This window comes from Mycobacterium sp. E3339 (assembly GCF_001666915.1).
GTDB lineage: Bacteria > Actinomycetota > Actinomycetes > Mycobacteriales > Mycobacteriaceae > Mycobacterium.
On record NZ_LZIZ01000067.1, the window covers coordinates 1 to 15,397 of the forward strand.

Annotated in this window: 18 protein-coding genes; 9 read left to right on the plus strand and 9 right to left on the minus strand. The window is 69.3% G+C overall.

Annotated features, from left to right (window positions below):
• From A5702_RS05990 to A5702_RS06005, 4 genes are all read right to left on the minus strand, one after another.
• Positions 1–234: SDR family NAD(P)-dependent oxidoreductase (locus A5702_RS05990; protein ID WP_231965002.1), on the minus strand; the 234-nt coding region annotated here is incomplete at its 3' end.
• A gap of 35 nt (positions 235–269) precedes the next feature.
• Complete coding sequence (locus A5702_RS05995) at positions 270–1,556, minus strand: sodium:proton exchanger (protein ID WP_369817873.1); 1,287 nt, start codon at positions 1,554–1,556, stop codon at positions 270–272.
• Between the two features lie 266 nt (positions 1,557–1,822).
• On the minus strand, positions 1,823–2,641 hold the full coding sequence (locus A5702_RS06000; RefSeq protein ID WP_068219068.1) for an SDR family NAD(P)-dependent oxidoreductase: 819 nt from the start codon (positions 2,639–2,641) through the stop codon (positions 1,823–1,825).
• Entirely contained in the window at positions 2,642–3,055 is a 414-nt protein-coding gene (locus A5702_RS06005; RefSeq protein ID WP_055404915.1) for a nuclear transport factor 2 family protein, read from the minus strand.
• A gap of 111 nt (positions 3,056–3,166) precedes the next feature.
• Here A5702_RS06005 and A5702_RS06010 point away from each other — a divergent pair, with 111 nt between their 5' ends.
• The 5 genes from A5702_RS06010 (at position 3,167) to A5702_RS26640 (ending at position 7,494) form a co-directional block, all read left to right on the plus strand.
• Complete coding sequence (locus A5702_RS06010; protein ID WP_231965003.1) at positions 3,167–4,084, plus strand: IclR family transcriptional regulator; 918 nt, start codon at positions 3,167–3,169, stop codon at positions 4,082–4,084.
• 54 nt (positions 4,085–4,138) lie between these two features.
• The gene (locus A5702_RS06015) at positions 4,139–5,527 is read left to right on the plus strand and encodes an MmgE/PrpD family protein (RefSeq protein WP_082955967.1); all 1,389 of its coding nucleotides are present in this window, start codon (positions 4,139–4,141) and stop codon (positions 5,525–5,527) included.
• 55 nt (positions 5,528–5,582) lie between these two features.
• Complete coding sequence (locus tag A5702_RS06020; RefSeq protein ID WP_068219074.1) at positions 5,583–6,347, plus strand: DUF2127 domain-containing protein; 765 nt, start codon at positions 5,583–5,585, stop codon at positions 6,345–6,347.
• A gap of 13 nt (positions 6,348–6,360) precedes the next feature.
• On the plus strand, positions 6,361–7,203 hold the full coding sequence (locus tag A5702_RS06025; RefSeq protein WP_068219077.1) for an SDR family oxidoreductase: 843 nt from the start codon (positions 6,361–6,363) through the stop codon (positions 7,201–7,203).
• A gap of 132 nt (positions 7,204–7,335) precedes the next feature.
• A complete protein-coding gene (locus A5702_RS26640; protein ID WP_197281310.1) occupies positions 7,336–7,494 on the plus strand; it encodes a hypothetical protein in 159 nt (52 codons plus the stop codon).
• 9 nt (positions 7,495–7,503) lie between these two features.
• Here A5702_RS26640 and A5702_RS06030 read toward each other — a convergent pair whose 3' ends face one another.
• Positions 7,504–8,112 carry a CGNR zinc finger domain-containing protein gene (locus A5702_RS06030; RefSeq protein WP_231965004.1) on the minus strand — a complete coding sequence of 203 codons (609 nt, stop codon included), beginning with the start codon at positions 8,110–8,112 and terminating at the stop codon, positions 7,504–7,506.
• Between the two features lie 86 nt (positions 8,113–8,198).
• Here A5702_RS06030 and A5702_RS06035 point away from each other — a divergent pair, with 86 nt between their 5' ends.
• The 3 genes from A5702_RS06035 (at position 8,199) to A5702_RS06045 (ending at position 10,425) form a co-directional block, all read left to right on the plus strand.
• On the plus strand, positions 8,199–8,894 hold the full coding sequence (locus A5702_RS06035; protein ID WP_055404919.1) for an SDR family oxidoreductase: 696 nt from the start codon (positions 8,199–8,201) through the stop codon (positions 8,892–8,894).
• Positions 8,895–9,143: 249 nt separating this feature from the next.
• Positions 9,144–9,617, plus strand: a complete 474-nt coding sequence (locus A5702_RS06040; RefSeq protein ID WP_055404909.1) for an SRPBCC family protein — start codon at positions 9,144–9,146, stop codon at positions 9,615–9,617.
• Position 9,618: 1 nt separating this feature from the next.
• The gene (locus A5702_RS06045) at positions 9,619–10,425 is read left to right on the plus strand and encodes an SDR family oxidoreductase (protein WP_055404918.1); all 807 of its coding nucleotides are present in this window, start codon (positions 9,619–9,621) and stop codon (positions 10,423–10,425) included.
• A gap of 12 nt (positions 10,426–10,437) precedes the next feature.
• Here A5702_RS06045 and A5702_RS06050 read toward each other — a convergent pair whose 3' ends face one another.
• The 3 genes from A5702_RS06050 to A5702_RS06060 are packed head-to-tail and all read right to left on the minus strand — an operon-like array spanning position 10,438 to position 13,271.
• Entirely contained in the window at positions 10,438–11,184 is a 747-nt protein-coding gene (locus A5702_RS06050; RefSeq protein ID WP_068219080.1) for a methyltransferase domain-containing protein, read from the minus strand.
• Positions 11,185–11,241: 57 nt separating this feature from the next.
• On the minus strand, positions 11,242–12,636 hold the full coding sequence (locus A5702_RS06055; RefSeq protein ID WP_055404907.1) for an adenylate/guanylate cyclase domain-containing protein: 1,395 nt from the start codon (positions 12,634–12,636) through the stop codon (positions 11,242–11,244).
• Between the two features lie 41 nt (positions 12,637–12,677).
• Positions 12,678–13,271, minus strand: coding sequence for a TetR/AcrR family transcriptional regulator (locus A5702_RS06060; protein ID WP_055404906.1), 594 nt, complete (start codon positions 13,269–13,271; stop codon positions 12,678–12,680).
• Between the two features lie 99 nt (positions 13,272–13,370).
• Here A5702_RS06060 and A5702_RS06065 point away from each other — a divergent pair, with 99 nt between their 5' ends.
• Positions 13,371–14,291: an oxygenase MpaB family protein gene (locus A5702_RS06065; protein ID WP_067822445.1), complete on the plus strand. Its 921-nt coding sequence runs from the start codon at positions 13,371–13,373 to the stop codon at positions 14,289–14,291.
• Here A5702_RS06065 and A5702_RS06070 read toward each other — a convergent pair.
• Positions 14,288–15,265 (minus strand): amidohydrolase family protein, encoded by a 978-nt coding sequence (locus A5702_RS06070; RefSeq protein ID WP_068219082.1) that lies wholly within the window; start codon positions 15,263–15,265, stop codon positions 14,288–14,290. The genes A5702_RS06065 and A5702_RS06070 overlap by 4 nt on opposite strands.
• Between the last annotated feature and the right edge of the window lie 132 nt (positions 15,266–15,397).

Consider the following 15,397-nt stretch of genomic DNA (forward strand, 5'->3'; position numbering starts at 1 on the left):
CGACCGGGGCGCGGTGACTGGCCTGCTCGACACCGCGAAGGGCCTCGGCAGGCTCGCCTCGGTCATCCACACCGCGGTGGCGTTCGCCCCGAGCTCTCCCAGGGTTGCCGCCGCGGCCTCCAACCGGTCCTGCCGAACGTCGCAGAGGACGACGGCGTGGTCGTGCGCGACGAGTTTGGCCGTGGCCAGACCCATGCCACCCGCACCGCCGGTGATCACCGACACTCGATCCATACCGTGGACCGTATACGGCGATCGATCCGCGGGTCCTAGGGGTCTGGCACCGGATGGTGCGGGTGACCGCTGTGCCGGATGGCCGTGCCGACGAACGGCGCCTTGATGGTGGCGGCCAGATGATGGCGGTAGCGGATCAGCGCGGCGACCGCCACCACGGTGTAGACGGCACAGAGCAGCAGCCGGCCGTGCGTCGAGGCGATCGGGAACTGCACGACGAACAGGCCCAGTAGCGTGCACGCCGCGGCGCGCTGGAAGCGCAGCGCCAACAGCAGCGCGACGCCCATCATGGTTTGGGTGGCGGTCAGCAGCACTTCCTCCACCTGACGCGGGTCGAGCTGCAGCGAGAACCCACCGCCGCCCAGCAGGTGGGCGATCGGTAGCGACCCGATCAGCAGCGTCCACTGGTTGACCTTGGAGGAGATCAGGGTGGCGATGGCCGCGGTGCCCTTGCCCCGGGCGGCGAAGATGGTGGCCACGATGAACTCCGGGGCCTCGGACGCGAGCGGGGCCAGCCACTGGACCAGCAGGAAACGGTCGACGCCCAGCTCGGTGCCCGCGGCGACCAAGTTGTCGGCGAACGGCTTGGCGCACAGCAGGATCACCGCGCCGGACGCCAGGAAGAGGCCGACGACGACGATGCGCCGCCCGCGATCGGGCAGCTCGCCGAGGGCGGCGGCCGTCCCGATCAGATCGGGCTCCTCCACGTCGCCGTGGCTGACCTTGTACAGGTAGAACCCGAACCAGGCCAGCAGCGCCAGCCCCAGGCCGAAATGGATCTGGCCGCTCGCCGGAATCGCGAAGGCGATGACCCCGGCGATCAGCAGGAAGCCGAGTTCGACGCGATTGGTCGGTTGCAGCGCCAAACCTTTGCTGTCCTTGGCGCCGGCCTTGCGGGCCACCATGATGCTGACCAACACCACCACCGGCCAACCCAGCCCCATCAGCAACCGGTTCGAGCCCGTCATGTTGGCCGCTGCGTATTGCGTGTACTCGGCGTTGTGGCCGGAGACGTACGCGTAGTACAGGTCGACGGCGTATTCGGGCAGCACCGCGATCAACGCCAGGATCGCGGTCGCCAGCCCACCCGAGACGTCGATCTGCGCGGTCTCCGCCGCCCAGGCCAGCAGGAAGCTCGCCGACACGACGGCGGCCCCGTAGATCAACAGGGCAACGACCGGGTCCGGGTGCAGTCCGACGATGCGGATGATCAGCGCGGGGGCGACAAACGCCCCGGTGATCAGCCCCGACCGGGTCAGGGTGCGATGCCGCGACCGCGCTGCCGTCGCGGTGGCGACCGCGGCCCTGTCGCTGGCGAGCATCGTCATCCTTCGATCGGGAGGGGTGGCGAATTGGAACGGCTACTCCGGCTGGATTAGCCGTGCCTAACGCCTTCCCAAACTACCCGCCGAGCGCGTGGCCAGCAACGTCGTCGATCAGGCGAGCGTGGACGCAACCGGACGCATCTTTGCTGGCCAGAAGCGCAGCATCGGAAAGTTAGGCAGTCCTGATTTCGAAGTTTGGCAAACCTTCCGGACCGAAAACCGCCCCTACCCAGTACGACGCGCCGCGAGCGAGCAGCTTCGCCCTAATTGTCCGGGCCCATCGCCGCCGCCGCGGCCTGTGCGAACAGTTCGACCGCTTGGTTGCGGGTGAGCGACGCCAGCATCTGTTCGGCGGCGCGCATCATGTCGCCGACCATCAGGGTCGGCCCGTTGCCCAGGTTCTCGAACGCCTCCGCGATGACGTCCGGCACGGCCGCCGCGCCCGGCGGCACCTCGTCGAGCGAAGCGATCTGGCCGCGGCTGTGTTCGAGCTGCCGCAGGGCGGGCGTATCGGTCTTGCCCAGGATCAGGCCGAGGACGTCGACGCCCTTGCCGTGCAACTCGGCCCACAGCGCCTCGGCGAAGACCATGTCGAACGCCTTCGTCGCGCCGTAGGCGACCATGTTCGCCCCACCGGCCAGGCCGGCGCCGGAGCCGAACAACACGATCCCGCCCCGCCCGCGCTCCACCATGCCGGCGGCGAAGTGGTGGCACAGCTGCATCGGCACCACGCAGTTGCGCTGAACCATCGCCTCGGCAACTTCGATCGGATTGGCCAGGAACGGTTCGAAGTTCGGGTCGGCGCCCGCGCAGTACACCAGGATGCCGATCTCCAGGTCGGCGGTCGCCGCCGCGATCGCCGCCGCCGCGCCGGGTGCGGCCAGATCGATGGCGAGGGTGCGGGTGCCCGCCGAGGTGTCTTTCTCGATCGCGGCCGCGACTTCGTCGAGTACGGCTTGCCGACGGGCGAGGAGCACCACGTTGACGCCACGCTCGGCGAGCCCGCGGGCGAAGGCCGCGCCCACCCCATCCGAGGCGCCGGCCACCAGCGCCCACGGCCCGTACTTGGTTGCGAACGCCATCTACGGGCTCCCTACTGCGCTCACGCGCACGATGGTGAAGCGTCGCCGTGCGATGCGCCAACCGTCGGCGGTGCGGACGATGTCGTCGTCGTAATAGCCGATCCCGTTGGCGCCGGATTGGTTGTCGGCGAACATGATCAGGGCATCGACGTAGGTGCGCGCCGTCGCCTTATCGCCGTTTACCGTGATGACCTGGTTGGTCAACCGGTGCAGCGTATGGCCCGCCGGGGCATGCGTCTTGTCCATGAAGTCTGTGACGGCGTCGACGCCGCTCCACGCGCCGATCTCGCCGTAGTCGAGTTCGCAGTCCTCGGTGAACACCGTTCGAAACAGCGGCCAGTCACGCCGGTCGATCCCGGTCGCGTAGCGAACGAGCAGATCCGAAATTTGTTGCCGGTCGTCGTTTTCGCTCACGAGACGTCTCCATTCGGGTGGCCGGCCGTTTCACAGCACCACCCCCGCGCAAACGGGTTACTTTCTCGAATAATCGATATAGAATCTCGAATGTTCGCCTAACTCTAAATCGTGCGGCGAAGGAGTCAAGCCATTCGCGGATCGACGTCCGCCCCCACTGCCCGGGTACTCGACGTTGTCGAGCTGCTGGCCCGGTCCGGAAGCGCGCGGCTGCGGTTCTCGGACATCGCTCGGGAGCTCGATCTCACGCAGGCGACGGCGCACGCCATCCTGAAGACGCTGTGCGACCGGGGGTGGGCCAGCCGCGATCCGGTCGCCAAGACGTTCACCCTCGGCCCCGCGCTGGCCGTCGTCGCGGCGCGAACCGACACCGCCCGGCCGTTGGCGCACGCGGCCCGCGCCTCGGCGCTTCGCCTGTCCCGCGAGGTCGGCTACGCGTGTTCGGTGGTCGAGCGTTTCGGGGATTCGCTGGTGCTCACCGCGGTTGAGGGCGAGCCCGCGACCCAGCCCTCCGGGATCCCGGGCGATCGCATCCCGTACGCCCCGCCGTTCGGCGTCGCGCTCGCCGCCTGGGACGACGAGGAGGAACAACGCGCGTGGATCCGCCGCGGTGCGGGCACCAACCACGACCGCGCCCGGCGACTCGAGCAGGTGTTGCAACACACGCGCGAGCGGGGCTTCGACGTCGACTGGACGACGCCCGCGCTGGCCCAGGCCGCGCAGCTGGTCGGCACGCTGGACAGCGACGAGATGCCGACGCCGGTGCGCCACATCATGGACCAGTTGCTCGTCGAGTTCACCACCATCGGTTTCCTGTCCGACGACAACCCGGGCCGCCGCAAGCAACCCGTGGTGACCATCGCCGCGCCGGTTTTCGATGAACGACACGTTGCCCTGATGGTGGCCGTGCATCCGCTGTGTCCGTTGTCCGCGCGGCAGATTCGGGTGATCGGGAAACACCTGACCGACGAAACGACGGCCATCAGCGGGGTTGCCCCGCGACCGGGTACGGTCGATCGCGCCGTCTAGGCTCGGCGTCACGGCTGCCCGGGGAGGCGAAAAGTCATGGCGCACGACTATCTTGTGGATCGGCTGGCCGGGTTCGTCGTCGGGGCTCAGGACGCGGATCTGATCGGACGGCCGCGTGCGCTGATGAAGCGCAATGTGCTCGACAGCATCGCTTGCGCGGTCGGCTCCCTGAACGGGGAGCTGATCGGGACGATCCGCGAACACACCGACCAGTTCAGCGGCGCACCCACCGCCACCCTGGTGGGCGGGGGACGGGCATCGGTGGACCAGGCCGCCTTCTTCAACGCGGTGCTGGTGCGCTATCCCGATCTGCTCGACACCTATCTGACCGTCGGGGGGCTGTGCCACCCCGCCGACAACTTCGGCGCCGTGTTGGCCGTCGCCGAGCACGTCGGTGCCAGCGGAGCCGATTTCCTGCTGGCCTTGGCGGTCGCCTACGAGGTGCAGTGCCGGTTCAGCGCCCGGGTGCCCGTCATGGCGCGCGGCCTCAATCACGCGTTGCAGCTGGCGATGTCGGTCGCGGCGGGTTCGGCGAAGTTGCTGGGGCTGAACGCCGAGCAGACCGCCAATGCCATCGCGGCGGCCGCGGCCGACAACGTGTCGCTGGCTACGGTGCACGCCGAGCCGGTCTCGAACTGGAAGGGCATCTCGCCGGCCATCACCGGCATGCGCGCCGTCTACGCGACCATGTTGGCCGCCCGCGGCGTCACCGGGCCGAAGTCGTTGTTCGAAGGCCCGCACGGCCTGGTGCAGCTCTTCGATCAACCCATCGATCTCGCCACCGATGACCCGGGGCTCGACTGCGTCGAACAGACCTACCTGAAGCAGTACTGCGCGCTCATCCACGGCCAGGTCGTCATCGACACGATCTTGGCCCTGCGCGGCGAGAACGGCCTGCGCGGGGCGGACGTCGACCGGGTGACCCTCGAGGTTTTCCAGGGCGCCTATGACTTCGCCGGCGGGGGAGCGTACGGCGCCAAGGACGATCCGCGCACCAAGGAGCAGGCCGACTACAACCTCAAGTACCTCGGCGCGGTTGCCCTGCTCGACGGCGGGGTGGGGCCCGAACAGCTGGAAACCGAACGGGTGCTGCGGCCCGACGTGCGGGAGCTGGTGACGCGAGTCGACGTCAGACCCGCCGCCGACCTGACGGCCGACTACCCGAACCGCACGGCCGCCCGGGTGCATCTGCGGACGCGGGACGGACGCGAATTCGAGCGCGAGCAGGCCGATTTCGAGGGGTCCCCGACCCGGCCCATGACGTGGGAGCGCGTCGCCGAGAAGTTCGGCTGGCTGGCCGAACCATTCTGCGGGGAGGGGCTGCGGGCCGACATCATCGCCGCGGTCGACAACCTCGACGAGATCCCCGTCGCCGACCTCGCCGGCCTGCTGGGTGCGGCGAGCCCCACCGCCCAACGCCCGCGCGGCAAGCCCCGGTTCTGACGCCGGCCGTGCGCGCCCCCTTGCGTGGCCCGGTTGTGGCGGTCGATGATCGGCCATGCGCAAACGTCAGGGCATCAATCGGTGGGAGCTGGTCACCTGCGCGATCGCGGGGCACGCCACCTATGCGCCCGAGGAACAGGACCTCGCCGCCCGGTTGAGCGGCACCACCGGACTCGGCGAGGTGTGGCGCTGCCTGCGCTGCGGTGAATTCACCGTGGGCGAGCCGCACGGCCGGGGACGCGCCGAGGATGCGCCGATGATCATGCGCGGCAAGGCTTTACGCCAGGCCATCATCATCCGGACCCTCGCCGTGGAACGCCTGTTCCGGGCGGTGGTGATCGCGCTCGCCGCGTACGCGGTGTGGAAGTTCCGCGGCGCGCGGGGGGCCATTCAGGCGACCCTGGACCGAGACCTGCCGATCTTCCGCGCGGCCGGGTTCAAGGTCGACCAGATGACGATCGTGCACGAGCTGGAAAAGGCGCTGGCGGCAAAGCCATCCACGCTGGCCCTGCTCACCTTGATGCTGGCCGGGTACGCGCTGATCGAGGTCATCGAAGCCGTCGGTCTGTGGTTGCTGAAGCGCTGGGGCGAGTACTTCGCGGTGATCGCCACCTCGGTCTTCCTGCCTCTGGAAATCCACGACCTCGCCAAGGGCATCACGATGACCCGGGTGGTCACCTTCGCCATCAACGTGGCCGCCGTGGTCTACCTGCTGTTCTCGAAACGCCTGTTCGGCCTGCGTGGGGGCCGCGCGGCCTACGACGAGGAGCGCCGGGGCGAACAGCTTCTCGACGTCGAAAAGGCCGCGGCGAGCGCCTGACGAGGAAACAACGATGGGCACTTATGCGATCACCGGATCGGCTTCCGGGATGGGCCAGGAGACCGCGCGGCGGCTGAGGGCAGACGGGCACACCGTGATCGGTGTCGACATCAAAGACGCCGACATCGTCGCCGACCTGTCGACGCCGCACGGACGTCAAGGGGCCGCCGACGGCGTCCTGGCGGCCTCGGGCGGCAAACTCGACGGCGCCGTGCTGGCCGCCGGCCTGGGGCCCAGCCCCGGCCGGGACCGGATACGCCAGATCGCCCAGGTCAATTACTTCGGTGTCGTCGAGCCGCTGCTCGCCTGGCGGCCGGCACTGGTCGCGGCCGAACGCGCGAAAGTGGTGGTCGTGGCGAGCAACTCGTCGACGACCGTGCCCCTCGTCCCGCGCCGAGCGGTCAAGGCGTTGCTCGCACACGACGCCGACAAGGCCCTGCGGTCGGTGCGGCCGTACGGACCGGGCGCGCCGACGATGATCTACGCGGCGTCGAAAATCGCCGTCAGCAGGTGGGTGCGGCGACACGCGGTGCTGCCGGAGTGGGCGGGCTCGGGCGTCCGGCTGAACGCCCTGGCGCCCGGAGCCATCATGACGCCGTTGCTGCAGGAACAACTCGCGAATCCAAGGCAGGCCAAGGCCGTTCGGTCCTTCCCGGTGCCGGTCGGGGGCTTCGGCGAGGCGCGCCACATGGCCGACTGGATGTGTTTCATGCTCTCCGATTCCGCCGAATTCCTCTGCGGGAGCGTCGTGTTCGTCGATGGCGGGACCGACGCGTATTTCCGTGCCGACGATTGGCCGAAAGCCCTACCCGTGCGCGCGTTGCCGGGCTACCTGCGCCGCTTCAGGCGTTCGTGACACCCGTCGGGTGTGGGCCTCGCCACAATGCGGCTTTTCGTGGCGTTAACCCCGGCGCGGCGCATGCGTAAAGCGACCCCGGTGGAATTCAATGGATCGGCGCACAGGCCGAACAGACGAAGGATCGAAACCGTGGCGACACTGCCGTCTTGGATCAGCCAGCACCCGCCCCGTCTCGCCGTGGTGACGCCGCTGAAGGCGCGCGCCTGTCACGCGTTGCACGCGGTGCTGCGCAGCGAATCACCCCGCCCCGGCGTGACCCTCATGCGGCGGGGCGCCGAGCGCTGCTGACGCCGCCGCCTACCGCGGCGCATCGGCTGAACCCGTCGCGCGCTCGCGTTCCCGTCGACGCGCCCGCGAGGCGCGCAGATTGGCGGCGTTGCCGCACGTCTTGACGTCGTGCCACACCCCGCTGTTGTTCTTTGAGCGGTCGTAGAACGTCGACGCGCAGCGGTGGTTGTGGCACTGCTTTAGCCGCCGCCAGGTATCGGCGTGCTGGCTGAGCAGAATCTCGGCCCACAGCGCCGAGGCGAGCCAACGCCAGCCGGTGCCGGCGGGGTCCAGCCGCACCTCGCCGGCGTCGGATATCCGCAGGGATGCGGGAACCGGGCCGCCATCGCGTCCGCTCGCGGGCTCACCCGCGACCAGTGAGCCGATCCTGGACCGCAACGCGCGCAGCCTGACCAGGTCCGTCTCGCCCAGCACGGGCGGGGGCAGCTCCACGCCGCGCGCGGCCGACCAGGCGCGCACCGCGCCCGCCACCCAGTCGCGGGCGAGCGTGGGGTCGGCGAGCAGGTCCGGCCCGTATCCCGCGATGTCCCTCGTGTTGAGGAAGTCGTGCACCAGGGCCAGCCCGCCCGGCGCCGGGGCTATGCCGTAGCGCTGTGACGCAGACCATGAAATAGACATAACTAAAAGATACTTGTGTATGTCATCGCCGGCAACTACGGTGACAGAATCAAAGTAGCTATACATACGGTCAAGGAGTGCGGATCATGGTAAACATCAAGGGGTCGACGGTTGTGGTCACCGGCGGGCAGCGCGGGCTCGGCAAGGCCATCGTGGACGAGTTCTTGCGGCGCGGCGCGGCCAAGGTGTACGCGACGGCGCGGGCGCCGAAGCGCAGTGATGATCCCCGCGTGGTCAGCCTGGAGTTGGACGTGACCAGGCCGGAATCCGTTGCTGCCCTGGCTATCTCGGCGCCGGACGCCGAGATCGTGATCAACAACGCGGGCGTGCTCAGCGGGCGCAAGCTGCTCGACAGCGACATCGAGGACGTGCGCGCGGTGTTCGAGACCAACTACTTCGGTGCGCTTCGGGTCGCCAAGGCGTTCGCGCCGATCCTGGCCCGCAACGGTGGCGGCGCCCTGGTCGACATCGCCTCGATCCTGTCCTGGATGCCAGGCTCCGGCGCCTACGGTGACTCCAAGGCGGCTCTGTGGTCGACGACGAACTCGCTGCGCATCGAACTCGAGAAGCAGGGCACCCTGGTCGTCGCCGCGCACCTCAGCTTCACCGACACCGACATGGCCGCCGGCTTCGACGCGCCCAAGAACGACCCGCGTGAGGTCGCGCGCGCCATCGTGGACGGCATCGAACGCGACGAGGCCGAGGTGCTGGCCGACGACGACACCCGCTACGTCAAGGCCGCGCTGTCCGGACCGGTCGAGGCACTGCCCCGGATGCCCTGACCTGCCGGACGCATGAAGGTCTGCCCGAAGGCAGATCCCCGTCTTAAGACGGTGGGTCAATCAGGCCCTTGCGGATGGCCTCGCCCAAAAATGGGCTTGCTGCACTTCGGGCAGACCACCGGGTTACCCGGCACCCACCACGCTCGCACCGGTCCGGCGGCGCTTCGACGGCCGAAGGTCCTCAATCCTTCGGTCGAAGGTCACAATCCATCGGGGCGCCGCGACCGGTCGACGTGTTTGGATAGCGATATGTCCGACATGGAAGCCGAACGCATCGTGAGCGCCACCCGCGTGATCGCGGCCAACGCCGCCCGGATCTTCGAGCTGATCGCCGATCCCGCTCGCCAGCCCAGCTGGGACGGCAACGACAACCTCGCCTCGTCGGCCCCCGGACAACGCGTCCGTGGCGTAGGCGACGTGTTCAAGACGACGCTGACCAACGGCGCCGTGCGCGAGAACCACGTGGTGGAATTCGTCGAGGGCAGCAAAATCGCTTGGCGCCCCGCGGAACCCAGGAAGGAACCGCCCGGTCACCTCTGGCGTTGGGAGCTCAGCCCGGTGAACGCCGAACTCACCACGGTGACCCACACCTACGACTGGACGGCGCTGACCGATGCCACCCGCATGGAGCGCGCTCGCGCGACGACGCCGGACATGTTGCGCGAATCCATCGACCGGCTCGCGGTTGTCGCGCAAACCCCCGATGCGGGAGGGCAAGCCTGACATGGCCCTCCCCCCACCGGGCGACGACCGCGCGGCCATCATCACCGGCGCTTCGTCGGGCATCGGCGAACAGTTCGCTCAAATCCTCGCCCGGCGCGGCCACCACGTCGTGCTGGTCGCCCGCAGCGCCGACCGACTCGAGGCGCTCGCCGGGCGGCTGGGCGAGCGAGCGCACCCCCTACCGGCCGACCTGTCCGACCGAACGGAACGAGCCGCCCTGCCCGACCGCATCTCGGCCCTCGGGCTGGTGCCCGACATCCTGGTCAACAACGCCGGGTTCTCCACCCTGGGCGTCGTGGCGAAATCCGTTCCCGCACAAGAGGTCAACCTGGTCGAGGTCGACGTGGCGGCCGTCGTGGACCTGTGCAGCCGGTTCCTGCCGGGCATGGTGGACCGCCGTCGAGGCGCCGTGCTGAATGTGGCGTCGGTGGCCGGCTTCGGGCCGCTGCCCGGCCAAGCGGCGTACGGCGCCGCCAAGGCGTTCGTGCTGTCCTACACGCACAGCCTGCGCGGTGAACTGCGCGGCACCGGAGTCGGCGCGACGGCGCTGTGCCCGGGGCCGGTGGACACCGGGTTCGGGGAGGCGGCCGGCTTCTCCAAGGAGGAAGCCGAGGCCGCCCTGCCGCGGGTGATGTGGGTGCCCGCCGACCAGGTGGCGCAGGCCGGGATCGACGGGCTGGCGGCCGGCAAGGCGGTCGTCGTTCCTGGTCGGGTGAACCGCGTGGCGGCGGCCCTGTTCCGGGTCACGCCGCCCGAACTGCTGTTGCCGCTGCTGACGCGGGGTCATCCCGCGATGAAAAAGCAATGAGGCGAGCCTGATTCAGCCCTTCTTGCCGCGCACCCATTGAACCGTGCCGTAGTTGTTCACCCGCACGCTGACGAATCCGTGGTCTTCCAAGATGTCGCCGATCTCGTCGTCGTCGAAGACGTGCGCGCCGACGTTCGGCAGCTTCTGGAACAGCCGCGCGGCCGGGCCGACGGTGGGCACCATCACGGCCAGCCTGCCGCCCGGCCGCAGCACTCGCGCCATCTCGCCGAGCGCTATCGCGGGGTGCGGGATCAGTTGCAACACGGCGGTGGAGATGACCGCGTCGACCGTGTCGTCGCGCAGCGGAAGTCGTTGCGCGTCAGCCTTGATGAAGCCGACCTGGGGCCCCGCTTCGTTGCGGACGGCGCGCGCGAGCATGGGCTCGGAGATGTCGATGCCCAGGGCCAGCCCGTCGGGGCCGGCCGCGCGTGCCAGCGACGCGGTCACGTTGCCGGGCCCGGATCCGACGTCCAGCGCGATGCCGCCCGGCGGGATGTTCAGCCACTCGAGCGGGGTCTGCCAGGCGCTGATCAGCCGCCGCGACAGGGCCTGGGCGTTGTCGTAGAGCATCGACCCGATCGGTGACGCCCACGCCGCCTGGATCGGCCCGGTGTTCCTCGCGACGCCGTCGGCCTCGGCGGATTCGGCGCCCAACAGATCGAGGTAGCCCTTGCTCACGTCGGGATCCGCCGGTGGTTCGGCGAGCAGCTCCAGCGCTCGCCGCAGGGCGGGCGGCAGCGAGATGTGCACGTCGGTCATGCGTACTCCTTCGGCGAAAAGCCAAGCTGTAGGCCGGAATCGAGGCCCACCGGCAGCCTACGCCGAGCCGCGCTTGGTCACCGCCCTGACGATCGCGTGCTCGCGCACCAGGGAGTACAGCCGCCACTGGCCGGGCACGCCCTTGAGCGCGCTCTCGCCGCGATCGTCGAAGCGGTGTCGCGATCCGGTGACGATGTCGCGCAGCGTGGAGGACACCAGCACTTCGCTGGGGCCGGCGAGCGCGGCGACCCGCGCGCCGATGTGCACGGCCATGCCGGCGACGTCGTTGCCGCGCACCTCGACTTCGCCGGCGTGGATGCCCACCCGCACCTCGATGCCCAGCACTCGGACCGCGTCGACGATGGCGTCGGCGCACGCGATCGCGGCGCTCGGGCTGCTGAACGTCGCGACGAATCCGTCTCCGGCCGTGTTGACTTCGCGCCCGGCGAACCGCTGCAGCTCGTGGCGCACCAGGGTGTCGTGGTTGTCCAGCAGGTCGCGCCAGCGGTGGTCGCCGAGGATCGCGGCCCGCTCGGTGGAGCCGACGATGTCGGTGAACACGATCGTGGTGAGCAGGCGCTCGGCATCCGAACCGCCGCGCACGCCGGTGATGAACTCCTCGATCTCGTCGAGCATGGGCGCGGTGTCGCCGACCCAGTACAGGGTGTCCCCGCCGGGGCACTCGACGAGGCGCGCGCCGGGGATGTGCTCGGCGAGGTAGTGCGCGTGCTCGACCGGGCTGAAGTCGGGGTTGTCGCGATGCAGGATCAGGGTCGGCACGGCGATGCGGGGCAGCCGGTCGCGGACGTCGCCCTCCCTGACCTTGTTGATGAACGCGCGGGCCATGCTGGGTGACGCGGCCCGGTTGCCGGCCATGTCCCACCACGCGCGGAACGCGTCGTCGCCCGCCACGGACGGGGCGATGATGCCCAGCATGTCGAAGCCCTGCTCGACGGCGTCCGGCTCCATCCCGACGGTCGTGAATTGATCCGCGTCCGCGAGTTCCGCACCGATCGGGTAATCGGGGCCACGCAGCGTGCGGGCCGCGCCGTTGGCGATGACCAGGCTGGTCACCCGCTCGGGATGGTCGGCCGCCAGCACGATCCCGGCCAGCGAGGTGAAGCCCGGGGCGAAGATCGTCGCCCGCTCGCATCCCACCGCGTTCATCACCGCTATCGCGTCCTGCGCCCACGACTCCGGGCCCAGCATGTCGGACGGGACCCGCGACGACAGGCCGATGCCGCGCTGGTCGAACCGGATCACCCGGCAGAACGAGGCGAGCCGGCGATGAAAGCGGTACATCGACGGCTCGAGGTCGACGCAGTCGATCGGGATCAGCGGGCCCGGCAGCACGAGCAGGTCGATCGGACCATCGCCGAAGACCTGGTAGGCGATGTCGATCTCGCCGCAAGTGGCGTACCGGGTCCGCGGAGCCGCGGAACTCCCAGCCACGCATTCAAGGCTAGTGCAGGCCACCGACAGGCCGGAACCGGTCAGCGGCGGATGATCGGCACCAGATAGCGGGCGGCGTACTCCCGGACGGCCGCGGGATCCGCCGTGTCGAGCCGGTCGGTGGGGAAGACGATGATGCCGAGCGCGACGCGCAGCAGGATGTCGGCGATGTTGGCCAGGTCGCGGTCGGGAATGGCGGACCCGCACCGGCGCAGGGTGTGGGCGATGCCGTCGGCGAACTGGCCGATGGGGAAGGCCTGCGAGCGGGAGAACATGCCGAGCAACTCGGGCTCGCTCTCGGCGATCCGCGAGTACAGCGGCGAGTCGTGGACCAGGCGGACGCCGAGCGCGAACGCCTCGACGACGGCCTGCTGCGGGTCGCAGCCGGCGGTGGCCCGGTCCAGCGTGGTGAAGAACGCCTCGGCCTCGCGCCGCACGACGTGCCCGAACAGGACGTCCTTGGTGGGGAAGCGCCGGTACACGGTGCTGCGGCTGACGCCGGCGCGGGCGGCCACGTCTTCGATGTTGGCCCGGCGCACGCCGTAGGTCTCGAAGACGGTGCGGGCGGTGTCCAAGATCGCGCGCTCGAGCTCGGAGGCTTCGGCGAGGTTGCCGTCAAGGCTGTGGCTCCGCATGGCCTGACGACCCCCATGGCAATCTCGACACCGATTTGACACAAAGATACGCATTTGTTTCTCTGGTTCACAAGTTGGGTGCGGGGGCGAGGAGTCGGGATGACAGCGCAGCGGGACTTCGACACCGGCGTGCGGGAGGCGTTGCCGATGCCGGTCGACGACACCGACGACGTTGCGCGGCTGGGGCCCGAGTCGCTGATCTGGAAGTTCTACGGGGACAACCGCACCCAGTTCTTCGGATTCCAGCGCACCGCCGGTGTGGAGAACTGCATCGAACAGCTCGCCCAAGGCGTGCTCGACCACTCGGTGGTCTTCAGTGACACGCTGGGGCGGGCCAAGCGGACCGCGCCGCCGCTGATGAAGACCGTCTACTCCGACGAACCTCGCGAGTGGGGACGCAAGGTCCGCGACTTCCACACCACGATCAAGGGGACCATCGCCGACGGCTCGAGGTACCACGCGCTCAACCCCGAACTGTTCTACTGGGCGCACGCCAGCTTCGTCGACCAGGTCATCTACAACACCGACACGTTCATCCGCCGCCTCTCGGATGCGGAGAAGGAGCGAATCTTCAACGAGGGCAAGGTGTGGTACGGCCTCTACGGTGTCAGCGACCGCGCCCAACCGCAGACTTACGACGAGTTCCTCGCCTATTGGGACGAGATGCTCGAGCGGTTCGTCCCGCACAAGACCGTGTTGTACGGCACCGGTTACATCCGGAAGGGCATCCCCGGCCCGCGCTGGCTGCCGAAGCCGGTTTGGAAGGTGTTGTCCGCCCCGCTCAACGCCTACACCCGCCTGGTCTTGGTGGGGACCATGCCGCCGCAGATGCGCGAGGTCTGCCAGCTGGAGTGGAATGCGAAGAAGGAGAAGCGGTTCCAGCGGTTCGCCGCCGCCATGCGCGCGCTCAACCCACTGATCAACCGGCTGCCCGTCGGCGCGATCTACACGCCGTGGGCCGCCGAGGCGTGGCGACGGGCGGGCGTCGACCCGCGCCGACTGCACAACCGCGCCGCCTAACCGATGCGCAGCAGCCGTTCGGCGTTGCCGTGCGCGATCTTCTCCCGATCGGCGGCCGGCAGCGTCGTCCGCTCGAACCCGTCGACCGCCTCGCGGGACGACTCGTAGGGGTAGTCGACCGAGAACATCAACGCGTCGGCCCCCACTTCCAGCACCGCTCCCAGCATGACGGCCGGCGAGAAGACCCCGCTGTTGGTGAAGACGATGTTGGTGCCGAGGTAGGCCGACGGCGCGCGCGCCAGCGTGGTGGTCGTCGCGACCGTCGCATACCGGGAGTCCAGCCGGCTGCGCTGAAACGGCAGGAACTCGCCCATGTGGCCCAGGATCAGCGTCGCGCCGGGATGCCGATCGAAGACGCCGCCGAAGAGGATGCGCAACGCGTGCCCGCTCACCTCGGCCGCCCAACTCCAGGTCGCGCCGTACAGTTCCGGACGGCCATCGATGACCCGCCAGCGATCCGCGGGCGGCGCGCCCGGGTGTAGATAGAGCGGCACGCCAAGGGATTCCACCGCCGACCACAGTTCGTCGTAGGCGGGCGCGTCCAAATAGCGCCCGCCCGGCCCGCTGATGCAGTCGTTGACCAGCGCCCCGCAGAACCCGTCCTGGGTGACGGCGCGCTCCAGCTCGGCCGCCGCGGCGGCGGGGTCCTGCAGCGGTAGGGCCGCGAACCCGCGGAACCGATCGGGATGCTGGGCAACGACTTTCGCGAGGTAGTCGTTGGCGAACCGCGCGTCCGCGCGGGCCCGCTCGGCATCGAGGTCGACCTGCAGGCCCGGCGACGTCAGGGACATCACCTGGATGTCGATGCCCGCGTCGTCCATCTCCGGCAGGCGGTATTCGGTGAAGTCGGACAGCCGGCGCTCGTACTCCTCACCGATCCCGGGGCGCAGCAACCGCATCAACTGTTCATGGGCCGGCCGCAGCTCGGCCAGCTCGGGAATGAAGAAGGCCTCTTCCAGGGCGATGTACCGCATCGGTCCCCTTGCTCTCGCGGGTGGCACCACAGTCTATTTGCGCCGGCGCACCGGGTGCGAGTGGCCGTGCGCTGAACACGGGGTGCACACGGTTGAAACTCGCTGTGAAGTAAGCGAATAGGCGCACCGGTG